This is a genomic window from Hymenobacter elongatus (assembly GCF_004745955.1).
GTDB classification, from domain to species: Bacteria; Bacteroidota; Bacteroidia; order Cytophagales; family Hymenobacteraceae; genus Hymenobacter; species Hymenobacter elongatus.
Genome location: NZ_SRLD01000027.1, coordinates 1 through 12,295 on the forward strand (window position 1 = coordinate 1; position 12,295 = coordinate 12,295).

12 protein-coding genes and 2 pseudogenes are annotated in these 12,295 nt (G+C 57.5%); 3 read left to right on the forward strand and 11 right to left on the reverse strand.

Translation table 11 applies throughout. The features are described from left to right. Nucleotides 1-181: 181 nt before the first annotated feature. Entirely contained in the window at nucleotides 182-841 is a 660-nt protein-coding gene (locus E5J99_RS13745; protein WP_135498392.1) for a DUF1353 domain-containing protein, read from the reverse strand. A 339-nt stretch (nucleotides 842-1,180) separates the two neighbouring features. Between E5J99_RS13745 and E5J99_RS13750 the strand changes: the two are divergent. From E5J99_RS13750 to E5J99_RS13760, 3 genes and pseudogenes are all read left to right on the forward strand, one after another. After that, nucleotides 1,181-2,131, forward strand: a pseudogene (locus E5J99_RS13750) (IS481 family transposase). 40 nt (nucleotides 2,132-2,171) lie between these two features. Then, nucleotides 2,172-2,561 (forward strand): transposase, encoded by a 390-nt coding sequence (locus E5J99_RS22285; RefSeq protein WP_135498394.1) that lies wholly within the window; start codon nucleotides 2,172-2,174, stop codon nucleotides 2,559-2,561. Next, nucleotides 2,549-2,965 (forward strand): annotated as a pseudogene (locus E5J99_RS13760) (transposase); the annotation flags it as partial. The gene E5J99_RS22285 and the pseudogene E5J99_RS13760, both read left to right, overlap by 13 nt. A 394-nt stretch (nucleotides 2,966-3,359) precedes the next feature. On the opposite strand, the gene E5J99_RS13765 reads toward E5J99_RS13760, so the two are convergent. From E5J99_RS13765 to E5J99_RS13810, 10 genes are all read right to left on the reverse strand, one after another. Then, nucleotides 3,360-4,250: a hypothetical protein gene (locus tag E5J99_RS13765; RefSeq protein ID WP_135498396.1), complete on the reverse strand. Its 891-nt coding sequence runs from the start codon at nucleotides 4,248-4,250 to the stop codon at nucleotides 3,360-3,362. 729 nt (nucleotides 4,251-4,979) lie between these two features. Continuing rightward, nucleotides 4,980-5,954, reverse strand: coding sequence for an IS110 family RNA-guided transposase (locus tag E5J99_RS13770; RefSeq protein WP_135498397.1), 975 nt, complete (start codon nucleotides 5,952-5,954; stop codon nucleotides 4,980-4,982). 257 nt (nucleotides 5,955-6,211) lie between these two features. Then, a complete protein-coding gene (locus tag E5J99_RS13775) occupies nucleotides 6,212-6,367 on the reverse strand; it encodes a helix-turn-helix domain-containing protein (RefSeq protein WP_262713014.1) in 156 nt (51 codons plus the stop codon). Between the two features lie 248 nt (nucleotides 6,368-6,615). After that, complete coding sequence (locus tag E5J99_RS13780) at nucleotides 6,616-7,008, reverse strand: hypothetical protein (RefSeq protein ID WP_135498398.1); 393 nt, start codon at nucleotides 7,006-7,008, stop codon at nucleotides 6,616-6,618. A 16-nt stretch (nucleotides 7,009-7,024) separates the two neighbouring features. Beyond that, nucleotides 7,025-7,534: a hypothetical protein gene (locus E5J99_RS13785; RefSeq protein ID WP_135498399.1), complete on the reverse strand. Its 510-nt coding sequence runs from the start codon at nucleotides 7,532-7,534 to the stop codon at nucleotides 7,025-7,027. A gap of 35 nt (nucleotides 7,535-7,569) precedes the next feature. Continuing rightward, nucleotides 7,570-8,457 carry a hypothetical protein gene (locus tag E5J99_RS13790; protein ID WP_135498400.1) on the reverse strand — a complete coding sequence of 296 codons (888 nt, stop codon included), beginning with the start codon at nucleotides 8,455-8,457 and terminating at the stop codon, nucleotides 7,570-7,572. A 27-nt stretch (nucleotides 8,458-8,484) separates the two neighbouring features. After that, complete coding sequence (gene traM, locus E5J99_RS13795) at nucleotides 8,485-9,900, reverse strand: conjugative transposon protein TraM (protein ID WP_135498401.1); 1,416 nt, start codon at nucleotides 9,898-9,900, stop codon at nucleotides 8,485-8,487. A 10-nt stretch (nucleotides 9,901-9,910) separates the two neighbouring features. Continuing rightward, complete coding sequence (locus tag E5J99_RS13800; RefSeq protein WP_135498402.1) at nucleotides 9,911-10,810, reverse strand: DUF4138 domain-containing protein; 900 nt, start codon at nucleotides 10,808-10,810, stop codon at nucleotides 9,911-9,913. Nucleotides 10,811-10,837: 27 nt separating this feature from the next. Beyond that, nucleotides 10,838-11,563, reverse strand: a complete 726-nt coding sequence (locus E5J99_RS13805) for a conjugal transfer protein TraK (protein WP_167852130.1) — start codon at nucleotides 11,561-11,563, stop codon at nucleotides 10,838-10,840. A 102-nt stretch (nucleotides 11,564-11,665) separates the two neighbouring features. Continuing rightward, on the reverse strand, nucleotides 11,666-12,295 hold the full coding sequence (locus E5J99_RS13810; protein ID WP_135498404.1) for a hypothetical protein: 630 nt from the start codon (nucleotides 12,293-12,295) through the stop codon (nucleotides 11,666-11,668).

The following is a 12,295-nucleotide window of genomic DNA, read 5'->3' on the forward strand; positions in this document are numbered from 1 at the left end:
GTGGGCTGCCAAAGCCGCGTCGAGGCCTTGATTGGCAGCTGTTTCAATGAATTGGTCTATCGCGTCAATTTCTTGCTGGGTAATGGCCATGGGTATGAGGGTTAAGTGAGTTAATAGTGGGGCTATGCTTTGATATACAGCCCTGATTTCAAAGCACAGCGTCTGGTACTTGCGTTGCGACTTATCCCTTTGTGCGGGACTTGGATGGTCGGGTCGTGGCGGCCCGCGGGGTACGAGTAGTGTACTGGGCTGACTTGGCTTTTAAATGCCTATCCACCAAAGATTCGAGTTGACGAAAAGGGCGAATCGGGTTAGGTCGGGCTCGTAGGTCGGCCGCAATTTCGCGGTACGTAGTGCGCAGGCTTTCTTCCGAAGTGTCGGGCATGGTCCGGTCAGTGGCTAGCAACGCTTCTTGCATCGGATGCCGGAACTCGTTCCAGAATGTGATGCGGGGCATCCAAGCACTGAGACGCACGCCTACGTATAGGAGCTCGGCCTCCGCCGCGGAGCAGCCCCCGGCCCGGCACGCCTGGTAAAACATATAGTCCGCGGCCGAACGAGCTGCTTGAGGGTTGGGGGCGTGCATGGATAGGTCGCAGGCTACGTCGTGCACAATGGAGGCGCGCCGATAAGCGCCAGTGTAGGGAGAACCCACTGTGGACCAGAGCGGAGCAGGAATGCTGGCGCCGTTCACGACGCTGCCTTGAGGTGCCCGCCATGTGGTGCCGGCTGGGTCTTTAAACCAGAAATCGCGCAACAGTTCCATGTTACGGTCGGTGGCGTCGTATGGGCCCGTCAACCACGTGGCCTGTGGGTCTTCTGAAAAAGTGCCGAAGGACATGGAGATTGAAACTTAAGCGAGAAGTTGGCAAAAGAAACAACCGACAGCCAGACAGGCCTGGGGCATTTCCGAGGCTATTCGTGGGCTTTAGAAGAAATTCTGCTTGATATCAAAGGACGCTACTTCATTCTGACACAGCATCAGTGCTACCACTGAATTTCGCGTGTATTTCGTGCGTTCCCGTTGCTTTCCGCAATGAGAGCGATAGTTCCCCGACTGTTTGCTGCAGTTCGTTGACTAAAAATCCGGTTGGCCACTACTTTTGCTCCTACCGAGCCTTAGATGTATAGTCCCAGGGAGTGATGGTGTATTTTCCGGGCTGGAATTTCGCACGCATCTATGGGACAAGTACTCCACGGCAGCGCCCGCACAACGGCGGCAATACGGGCCGCTATCCAACACAGCCAGGAAAGCCTACAAAGCTTAGCCAGCCGCTACAGCATCAACCCGAAAACGGTGGCCAAGTGGCGCAAACGCCCCAGCGTGCTGGACGCGCGCATGGGGCCCGAACCGGCCTCGACGGTGCTTACCCCTGAGCAAGAAGCCATCGCCGTGGCCTTTCGGCGGCACACCCTGCTGGCGCTGGATGATTGCCTGTACGCGCTGCAGGCCACGATTCCGCACCTGTCCCGCTCGGCGCTGCACCGCTGTTTCCAACGCCACGGCATCAGTCGCCTGCCGCTGACCGAGGATGGACAGAGCCCGCCGAAAAAGAAATTCAAGGACTATCCCATCGGCTATCTGCATGTCGACTTTGTCGAGGTCCAGACCGAAGAAGGCCGCCAGTACCTCTTCGTGGCCATTGACCGCACCAGCAAAGTGGCGTTTGCCGAATTCCACCCGCGGGCCATACGGGTCGTCGCAGCGGAGTTTCTGCGGCGCGTGCTCGACAAGTTGCCCTATCAAGTGCATACCGTGCTGACGGACAACGGGGTGCAGTTCACGCCCCAGCCGCACCAATTCCTGCCGGGCGGGCACAGTTTTGACCGCATCTGCCGGGAATACGGCGTGGAGCACCGGTTGACCAAACCAGGCCACCCGTGGACCGACGGCCAGGTCGAGCGCATGAACCGCACGATTAAAGAAGCGACGGTTCAGCGCTTCCACTACCAGAGCACCGACGAGCTCCAGGAGTACCTACAAGCCTTTTTGCTGGCCTATAACCACGCCAAGCGTCTGAAGACCTTGCGCGGGCTTACCCCACACGAATTTGTCTGTGCCTAGTGGCAAAAGAACCCGGCTATCTTTACCCGAGACCCGATCCACCCCACGCTGGGACTATACACTTAGAGGCTGTATACAAAGTCACGCTGGCTACGTAGAGCCAGGCATGGAGCGAGAGAGGTACACGACGGATTTGACGGATGAACAGTGGGCCCAAGTGCATTCCGTACTGCCTGGCGCCCGCAACGGGCGTGGCGGTCGGCCACGGCGCTGGCCCGTGCGAGCGGTGTGGGACGCCCTTTTCTACCAAGCACGCAACGGCTGCTCGAGGCGCAATCTACCCCACGACCTGCCCCCCTGGAACGTGGTGTGGGGCAGCTTCCGGCGCTGGCGCGCCAACGGGACGCTAGCGCAGGTCCACGAAGCGTTGCGGGCGTCGGTGCGGCGGCACGCGGGCAAAGCGCCGCAGCCGACCGCCGCGATTCTCGGCAGCCAAGCCGTGCGCACGGCGGGTAAAAGGGGGGCTGTTAGGGCTACGACGCGGGCAAAGGCATAACCGGCCGCCAGCGCCATTTGCTCGTCGACACTTTGAGCCTGGTCTTGGTGGCCCACGTGCAGCCGGCCAGCGAACAAGACCAACGGGGAGCGGGGCCGCTGCTGAGCGAAGCAGGTCGGTGCTATCCGGCGCTCCGGCGGGTGTGGGCCGATGGCGGTTACAGCGGGCCGCTGGTTGCCGGTGCGGCCCCAGATGGGTGCCAGGTGCTGATTGTCGCCAAGCCGGCCGGTAGCAAAACGTTTACCGCGCTGCCCAGGCGCTGGGTGGTCGATCGCACCTTCGCCTGGCTCAGCCACAACCGCCGCCTCGGCACCCGCGACTTGGAAACCACGCCCCAGAGTAGCCGCGCCTGGATTTTCGTCGCCATAATTCACCTCATGTGCCGCCGCTTACACCCAGTTTGACTTTGTATACACCTTCTTAGAAACTACCGCCTAAGGAATCATTTTACTTATCTCTTTCAGTCAGGCGTACGGGTTTCTAACATACGTTTGTATTAATCAAAAATTGAGAGCAAATGGTCATTAACCAGCAGTAACTTCTTGTATACTTTTATATTAAACATATTTCCCATATTAAACATGTTCTGAGCGACCTATTGTGGGCCAGTCAGGCCCACAAGCATTGAGCAACGTAGGTTGAAGGTGTGATGTGTTCGGGTTATGCCAGTCATCTCTGCATAATGCAAGTACAGCGCAATGACTTTTAATATGTAAAATTAGCGTTTCCTAAGCCATAGGCTGCTGACTAAGCAGCGCAAGACAACAGAATAATTGGTGTCAGTTGGTATTCTGTTTATTAAAAAAAGCCAAGCCCGGTACTAATACCAAAACCGACCCAAGGTTTACGTTGATATATCCATTCCTCACTATCTACTCCTGTGCTGTGATCAACCCCCAAGGCAACGACTAAACCTATATTATTACGAATCAATGTAAAGGCAAGCCCTGTGGAAAGACCTAGGTTGGTGCGATCGTATTCGTAACTGCTTTGGTTATAGTAAGTAGTCTTGCCTAAAGAAACAGTCGTCGCTCCAACGAAAAAGCTTAATGCGTACCCGTAGTGGTTGACGCCGCGAGGGCTAAAGAATGAGTTTCCCCGAACACCACCCACATTGACAGCAAAGCTAAGATCGGACGTTGCTGGTGTAGGGTTTGTGCTGCCTCGGGCGTTCCACCTAAAGCGCAAGGGTACGGTGTTGTAGCTGACTAAAAAAGCACGAAATGGGATCTTAATTACCCGTGTAGGGGCACCCACGTTTTTTCTCGAAAGGTCGATTTCAATTTGGTGTTTATCTAAGTCGGTGGCTTCATTGATAACATCAGGTCGAGATTCGACCGGAGTCAGATTCTTAATTTGCCAGACGTCTACAACAGGTACTACCCCGTTCATTTTTACTACAGCCCAAATTCCTTGACGTCCCGTGTAAATAGGTTTAGGTTCTTCTTTGCTGCCTATTTCTCGGTAGAGGAAATTTACAGCGGTCTCTGTTGTTACGGGGTAGTTCTGAGCGACGGCCTGTGCATTGAGCTTGTTCTTGATTTCTACGCCTTCGACCTGTGGTGTCACTGGCGTATTCGCTGCCGGTGGCAACGTTTTAGGCAACACATGGTGAAAGCGGAAAAGTTGAGCGTTTGTAACAATAGTTGAACAAATGATGACGGCGCTGGCGAGTAACAGTCTTTTCATGTAATGTAGGTTTGAAACCATTTCGCGTATAGCGTAAACTTATCTTTATGGGACTGGTTTTGGCTCAGTGCTACCACTGAAATTTTCATAAATATCCTGTTTCCGAATCGATCCCTCTCCTAACTCTTATGCTACCCCAATGACCCGTTTTCGTAGCCACTAAATGGGACGTTTTCTAAGCGCGTCATCACTTTCACGCAAACGAAATGAGTTGAATGCGCGCATTCAGCGCGCTATTTTGCAGGAACGATGACACGGTCAACCAGTTTTTCGCTGGCTGATCACCTGAACACCTTTTTTCGTTGAAAGTGAAAGCCTAGCTGGGACGGCTTAATTTTGCGCGGGTGGGGAAGTTTGAGCAGTCTGACGGCTTCGGTCGTGTCGGGATAGTTGACGTTCAGGGGGATGGGTGGCCTTCACACGTCAGTTCGAAACCTTTGGGCAAGCCGATGTGCTTGTAATAGGCCGCCGTCAACCGCTCGGTGGTGGTGGCTTTGAAGGTGCTGCACTTCGTGAACCCGGCCGCCTACCCCATCTGGGACCGCCGCGTGTACCGGTTTTGTTACCGCATGCCGGAAGGAAACCCCGCTGCGGGCCATTTTTATCAGGTCGACGATGCCGCGGCTTACGCCGACTATGCGCAAGTATGTCGCCTCGTAGTGCAGTTGACAGCTTTTGGCCTTCTTATAGCAGCGGGGGATAAAATGAACTGTGTTCAAAAGCAAGTAATCAGGCCGAGATTCTGGCAAAATCGGGTTGATATGGCACGCCGGATTTGACGATGGCACAGGCCTGCTTGAGTAGTTTGTTACAGACGGCAATCAAGGCCAGTTTGCCATTCTTGCCTTTAGCCACTAGGCGGTCATACAGGGCTTTGCAAGCCGCGTTGGCGTTTTTGGCCGAGAAACTACACATGAACAGCTTACTGCGAATCAGTCCGCCACCCATGCGCGTAATGCGGGACTTGCCGCGTACACTCGTGCCCGAACTATATTCGCGGGGGCAAAGGCCCGCTTTCGCCGTCAGTTGCCGATAGTTCTCCACTTGCGTAAAGCCTTTGGCAAATAGCAGCAACATCGCGGCCGTTTTGCGCCCAATACCGGGGATGGAGCACAGCAGCGGCATCTCGCGGGCATAGTGTTGTTCCAATAAGGTGACCAATTCCTTTTCCAATACCTGAATTTGCTCCTCCAATCGGTTGAGCGCTTGGCGCAGGTGCTGCTCGGCTAGCGGACCCACCACCGGGTGCTGTGCCAAGGCTTCCAGCGAGTTACGGGTCATCGTCTTTTGTCGAATCAGCTGCTCACTCACTTGTTCCAGCTGCCGACACTCAACCAGCACGGCATCGTCTGGCTGCCAAGGCGTAGGCGTCTGTTGCTGGCCGTAGCGCAGCAACCACTGGGCATCTTTGCGGTCGCTCTTGCCCTTGCCCAGGTGCATCTGAATGAAGCGTCTGACGACTAGCGGATTGACGACAGCTACCTGTGCCCCCTGTTCGACCAGGTAATAGGCCAGGGCCAGATAATACGAGCCGGTGGCTTCCATCACATACAGGCACTCCGCTCCGCAACGGCGCACGAGCTCTTCAAAGCCGGCTTTTGCATTGCTTACTTCGGCGTGCTGGAGCCGCGTTTGTACGGGATAGCACACCGCCAGCGTGGCTTTGCTCACATCGATACCGACTACGTTCAAGGTAGCTTCCATGGAGAAAAGAGATTAAGTGCTTGAAATCTGGCCAAACAGTGGTTTCTAGGGAGCTATTTTCAATCCTGATACAGGCTCTCAGGCCTACTGGAACTGTCCAACGTCGCCCAAGAACAGGGAGGGGATTCTCATTTTAGACGGGCTGCAAAAAGGCCCTTTACTCTAATCAACCTTACTCCTCCCTGTCACTGTCAGCACCTGAAGGTAAGTCCGTTGCAAACATAGGATTACTCTAAGCCCTTTTGACCACGGCAGTACTAACCCAGCGCTGCCTGCAGGTGGTTGCAGTAGCGTTTGACGCTGGAGAGGCTGATGCCGGTTAGTTCCACGGTTTCAGCCACGGACAAGCCTTTTTCAAGCGCTTTCCGCACTTTGCCCAAGTTCTCGGCGTCCAGGCCTTTGGGCCGGCCGATGTGCTTGCCTTGGGCAGCGCAACCCTAACAAGTATTCACAAACAGCAATAACTTCAGCCTCTTCCATAAAAACGAGATGCAGGTGCTAGGAAAGGGCACAAAATAGGAGTAGCGTTTTCATGGATGGGCTTAGCTCTACATTCTATTTAAAGTCTCAAACTAGCCCCAAAAGAAATCGCCTACGAACCATCAAAGACGGACCGTAGGCGAAGCAAGCGAAATGCTGTTTTAAGATGCTTACAGGTGGTTTATTGACCGATGACGTACACTGGAACGGCCTGTGCATCTATGCCACGCCCAGTCTCTTTTTTTACCTCTTTGCCATCGAGTAGGATGGCTACCGTTATTTCGGATGCTGGTGTTCCCCCATCAATGCTGGCCAAGATGCTGAGGTGGTCGCCTTGCTTCATGGTGCGCTTAAATGAGTAGCTGGCTGGCAAGGGCACATTATTCACGGTCGTCGTGCCGCCGCTTTCGTTGTCGTAGCTGATGTAGTCAGACACCGCAGCATTGACGGAGGTAACCTTGTACTGTACTTGGTACTCTTTTGGACTGGTGGGCGCCGCGTCGTTGTCTTTGGAGCAGCCAGGGGCTGTGGCCAAGGCTGCGCAGCTCATGAGTAGATAGGCAAGTCGTTTCATAGCTCAGGAAGAAGGGTTAGCGAAAGTGATACCGCAGCCCGACGCTGGCCAGGCTGGGCCAGTGGTCGATAAGCGAATTGTTGAACAAGTAGCCTTTCGTGCCAGTGGCAACCAGCGAGAGGCGGTTGCCCAAGAAGAAATCTGCTTCGAGGCCGGCTTGTGGGCCATAAGTGAAGCGTTGGGGTTCGCTCGAACCGGCAACCAACTCCCCGGAGCCGTTCTGGTTGGTCCACTCGAAGCCCGCTCCCGCGCCCACCAGCAAATGGAAATAGGCCACTTCCCCGAGATGAAAAAGTTGAGGCGAGAGCAACACCTGGCCCTGATACACCGAGTATTCGCCCCGCGAAGTCTGGTGGCCGTTTTCGTAACCGCCACTCAGGCGCAGGGCCAAGCGGTTGGTGAGCATGGGGGTATAGCTCAACTCGTAGTAGTTGCCAGTCTCAGAGCGGCCGATGTGCGCTCCCCAGGAGGCAATGTGTTTAACGTGGCGTTGGGAGGAGGCCGGCAATATGCCGGTCCCTGCCATTATAAGCACCATCAAAAGAAGCTTTTTTATATTCGCTAGCGCGGCCGGTTGCGGTCCATTTTAATGAGGGCGTTCCGGCTAAGGGTCGAGGCGAACACTGCTTCAGCGGCCTGGTGGGCCGGACCTGCTTGCGAAGCCTCCATGAACAGGCGGTCACCCTGCTCCCGTAGCTGCATGGCCTTAATCATGTTGTCGTTGGAGGAATTGAGCGCAGCTATCCGCTCCCCCTCCGTCATCGCATAGCGGCCCGGGTTTTTGAGAGTGGCCTGCATTTCCACGCTTTGCGCGGTCATTTCGTCGGCAATCTTGTAGTAGTTTACGGCCATCGCCAGCTTGCGCTTGGCCATCATCTCTTCTGCCGCAAACAGCGAAACCGTCGACTCCTCGCGCTTGGCTTGGTACTGGTCGCTGGTCAGGTTGCCGTTGGGGTCGGTCGAACTGGCCCCGAAACGCGAGAACACGTCATACATGGTATTGACGTCCTGCGCGGGGTTGGTCAGCTGCAGGGCCTGCCGCAGGCGTTGGGCCTTGGCATAAACCGGCATCATCTGGTTGGTTTGGCTCCGGCCGGACATGGAGAGGGCCCGCGCAAATAACTCCTGTGGGTTGGACAGGCGCAAATCCTGAATGCTTTGCACCTTCCTCAAATCTGCCTGCACTTGCTTTTGCAGGTCCAGTCCCTCCTGCGTCAGGCTGCGAACCTCGCTGGTAATGTCTTTCGTGACGCCGGCAATCTGGCGGGCATCCTTCACGACCTGGTAGTTCTGGACCGTGGTGGACCACTGCTGCAGGCGCTTGGCAAACTCGCCAATCTGAACCCCCATATGCAGTGGGTCATTAACCACCATCTGTGCCGAGGCTTTACCGGCTGGGGCAAGGAGCAACGCGACGGCCACCAGGGCCGGAAAAAGAGTCTTTTTCATTGTCTTAGAGTTGGAGAAAGGAAAGGATTAGCGTCCTGACGCCGTGGCCGGCCCCATCTGGCCGGCGGCCGGCGTGGTAATCAGAATGGGGTAGCCATCGGGCAGCAGCACGTCCCGGAGCTTAGTGCGGCTTTTCGGGCGGCTGAGCACGCCCATGGCCACGCGCCCGCCCACGCCGACGACCGAATTCGCGGCCGAGGCCGAGCGGTCAATGGCTGTGCTAACTTCTTGCATGGATTGCTGCTGCAAGTCCTGGCCGGTCATGCTGGCGTCCTTGGCTACTCGTTTCACCGGGTCAATCATGATGCCCGGCATGTAGTTGTAGTCGTAGATGCTGGCCGCGACCCGCGTGGGCCCGAGGCGGTTTACTTCTAGCATGACGTTGTTAGTGCCCACGCTGGCAATGCCGGCGAAGATGGAGTTCTTGGGAAAGGTCACGCCCGACACCACGGCATCTTCCTGCAGCCGTAGCATCACCACCGAGCCGGTGCGTACCTTTTGCTCCCCGTTAATGACGCACTTGAAAAACACGTCGGGCACCAGCTCGGCCTGGTTGCCCTGGGCCATCATCCGGGCGGAGTTACCCACCTTGACGGTGTTAAAGCCATCCATGCCCGCTGCCCCGGCGCGGTTAGCCAGGGTCTGCGCGGCAGCTTTGGGGTCGCGAAAGCGCTTGCCCGTCATGCGCTCGTAGGCGGCGCGGGTTTCGGGTGGCGAGGAGCCCAGCATGGCCAGCACGTCCGGGTCCGTTTCAAAGGGGGTGCCGTCGGTATCGGTCGCGGGCAACAGGCCGGCTCGGAGGCCCCGCGCCGCCCGGGAGCTAGCCCGGCGGGCCGTAGCGCCTACCACCTGGCCGGGGCGACGTCGGGGGACCACCAGCGTCTGAGAATGGTAAGAGCCCGTGGACGGGTCCTGAATGGTGGTTTCAATCGTGTCCACGTCAGCCGCGGCTAACCGGGCTTCCTCCTGCCGGCGACGGGTGGCCAGGGTAGCCGCCGCTGCCCGCCGCTTCCGGCGCAGGGCCTGACCCAGGGTATCGGCTACAAAGGCTTCCACGACCTCATCGGTGTTGGGCCGGGCCGGGGCATTTTGGGCTTCTTGCTCCAACCGCCGCTGTTGCTCGATTTGCGCCGAGGGGGAAACCGGTTCGGCCGGCGCCTGAGGCGCGGCCTTGATTTCGGGCTCGATGTTTTCCGAAGCCGCTGCTACGACTTCCTTGTGTTGATGCGCGGCTTGGGTAGCGGAGCGCAGCCAGAGATAGAGGCCCCCGCCGACCAGCACTACCAGTAGGCCGGTAAGGAGTATCCAATTATTGCGCAGCACTTCCAGCGGCTTGGCTTTCGCCTTGTCAGCCGCGGGCCGTTCCGGGCCCAACCGCTCGTGATCGTCGTGCTCAGCCGAGCCCATGGATGGGGGTTGGGTGTGTGGGTTTGCAGGTTCCATAAGTGCAGGGTTAGATAGTAGAGGCCCGATTGATGACCCGCGAAGGCACCGGCAGCACCAGCACCCGCGCCCCGTTCAGCTCGCGCAGCGTCACCTCCAGGTAGCCCCGGTCGGTCGCCGCGTAGAGCGGAATGGCATAAGTCAGGTAGCCGGTGGTACGGCCCGTAACAACTTGGTTGGCCAGGCCGCCCGAGGGAGCCAGCGGGCGGCGCGCTTCGTTCTTTTTCTTGGCCAGAAACTTCTTTTGGGCATTTTCCACTAATTGGAAGTCCGTGAAATCGACGTTGTAGTCGATGGCTGAGTGGTTGATAACTTTGAAGCGCAGGTAGGTAAAATCCTTGTCGTTGCGGACATTGGCCAGCGAGAGCACCAGGTCGTTGTCGACTACGGCCACCGCCTGGTGCTCCTCCTTAGATTTGCGGAGCTTGCCCAGCTTGCCCTCAACCGCTGCTTTCTTTTCCCGCTCCTTGTCCAGGGCCAGCTCATTTTCCGGAGCCGAGCCGGCGGCCATACCGCTGCCGCTGCTCATGCCCAGGGCCCCGTCTTTTTGAAAGTCGTAGAGCTGCAGCACGGGCCGGTTCACGTACACGAGCCTGCCCATCCAGTACTTGCTCCCAAAGCGGATAAGCAGGGGCGTGGGCGGCGCGGATTTGCGGCGGGCCCGTACAAACACGGCATTGGCCTCAATCTTAACCAGGTAATTATTGGCCATGCCCACGTCGACCAGCGACACGGGGCCGCTAAAAACCAGGTAGGTGGTCGAGCTATCCGATACGGCCACGTCCAGCAGCGTCGGTGCGGCGTGCACCGCCGAGGAGGCCGGCCGCAGCAGGGCCGACGTGGGTTGGGCTGATGTGGCCGAAGCCAGCAGCACATGCATGCCCAGGGCCAGCAGAAGTTTAGACAACATAGAAATACGCTTAAGGAAGGAAGAAACTTATTTGCCCGGAGCAGCCGGCAGGGCTTGGCCCGGGGCCGGTTGGGAGGCTGGTGTGTTGTCAGCCTCGGGAGCCATTGCCCCCGCGTTGCGCTGCGCTTCCAACAGGGCCCGCTGCCGGTCGGCTTCCTGCTCTTTCAGGGCTTGCAGCTCCTCCCGCGATACCTGCGGGTTGTAGGGGATGTAGTCAAAATTGGTAATCAGCATGCCGTAGGGGTTGGCATCCGAGCGGTTGGTTTCGGCCAGATTAAACCTGGCGGCCAGCGGCAGGGGCTCCTTTTGCTCGCCCCCAATGAAAATGCGCTGCTTGATGTACACTCGGCCCGACCAGGGCCGGTGGTTCAGGTCAATGCTCACACTGTCCACCGTCACGACGTTGCGGGCGGCGTAGCGCTCGTAGTTCTGCAGCACCTGACCCCGCGTGAACCCGTCGTAGATGCGCCGGCCGCCGCGTCCTTCGATGAGCGGCAGGGCTGCATCCAGGTTGGTTTTGTAGGTGTATTGGTCGTGCCCAAACATGGTCAGCATGAAGTTGCGCACCAGGTTCCGGGCCTCGTAGGCCGTATGCGTTTCGGTGGTGGGCGCAGAGAGTGCGGCCACGGAGCCAGTCTGGCCCACCACGTACACGCGCCGGCCGCTGTTTTCATAGGCCCGGTACACGAGGAAGCCCGCCGCCAGGGACACGAGGAGCAGGGCTAAAACACTCCCCATGGCTAAGTTGCGCATGGTGGAGAAAGAAGTGCTTAGGTTTTTGGCAGAATCCATTGGAAATGCTTTTAAGTCAACAAGAGGTAGTTTAGGAGGATGGGATTTTCTTCCCCACTGCCCCTAGTTGGCCAGAGGCAAAGAGATTTGCAGACCCCGGTAGGGGTAGGTTAGTAAGCCGGTTCCCTGGCCCCCATCAGGGCTTGCATAGGCATAGAGCACCCCCTGAACCTTGACGGGCTGCGCGGGACGCATCGGCACCACTTTCCCGCCCCGGTCTATCTCGCTGATGAAAAAGCCGCGCAGGGAATCCTTAGCCGTGGGCATTTGTAGCTTGCCCACGCCGGGCTTGCTCTTGCCAAAGCCCATAGGTTTCCAGCGTAGCACCGCTTCAAAGGGAATCCGGTAGCCCGGTCCTACTTTGGGGTAGTCCGGCTTGGAGGAGCGCAGCCCGGCTGGCAGCGCCAGGATAGCCGCGACCGGTGTTTGATTGGTGACCGAAACCAGTTCTAAGTACCCTTCTTCCGGCAGCATTTGGGCTACCCCCGGTTGCACATTTACCGCCGACGCCGGCAGCGCAGCGGGCAGCGTGGTTGCCGCTTTCCAGGCGTTTGCTTTGGCTTGTTCAGCGGGACTCTCGGCACTGGTTTGTAGTGCACCGACAATTTGAGCAGCTGCCTTATCCTCCTTGGATTGGCAGGAAGCAGTCAGGCCCAGGGCCAGCAAGGCGAGGTAGCGCGTTGAGTAGTTCAT

Coding starts and splice junctions, on each gene's coding strand:
- E5J99_RS13745 (WP_135498392.1), bottom strand. CDS start 841: ATGTCCTTCGGCACTTTTTCAGAAGACCCACAGGCCACGTGGTTGACG.
- E5J99_RS22285 (WP_135498394.1), top strand. CDS start 2,172: ATGGAGCGAGAGAGGTACACGACGGATTTGACGGATGAACAGTGGGCC.
- E5J99_RS13765 (WP_135498396.1), bottom strand. CDS start 4,250: ATGAAAAGACTGTTACTCGCCAGCGCCGTCATCATTTGTTCAACTATT.
- E5J99_RS13770 (WP_135498397.1), bottom strand. CDS start 5,954: ATGGAAGCTACCTTGAACGTAGTCGGTATCGATGTGAGCAAAGCCACG.
- E5J99_RS13780 (WP_135498398.1), bottom strand. CDS start 7,008: ATGAAACGACTTGCCTATCTACTCATGAGCTGCGCAGCCTTGGCCACA.
- E5J99_RS13785 (WP_135498399.1), bottom strand. CDS start 7,534: ATGGCAGGGACCGGCATATTGCCGGCCTCCTCCCAACGCCACGTTAAA.
- E5J99_RS13790 (WP_135498400.1), bottom strand. CDS start 8,457: ATGAAAAAGACTCTTTTTCCGGCCCTGGTGGCCGTCGCGTTGCTCCTT.
- traM (WP_135498401.1), bottom strand. CDS start 9,900: ATGGAACCTGCAAACCCACACACCCAACCCCCATCCATGGGCTCGGCT.
- E5J99_RS13800 (WP_135498402.1), bottom strand. CDS start 10,810: ATGTTGTCTAAACTTCTGCTGGCCCTGGGCATGCATGTGCTGCTGGCT.
- E5J99_RS13805 (WP_167852130.1), bottom strand. CDS start 11,563: ATGCGCAACTTAGCCATGGGGAGTGTTTTAGCCCTGCTCCTCGTGTCC.
- E5J99_RS13810 (WP_135498404.1), bottom strand. CDS start 12,295: ATGAACTACTCAACGCGCTACCTCGCCTTGCTGGCCCTGGGCCTGACT.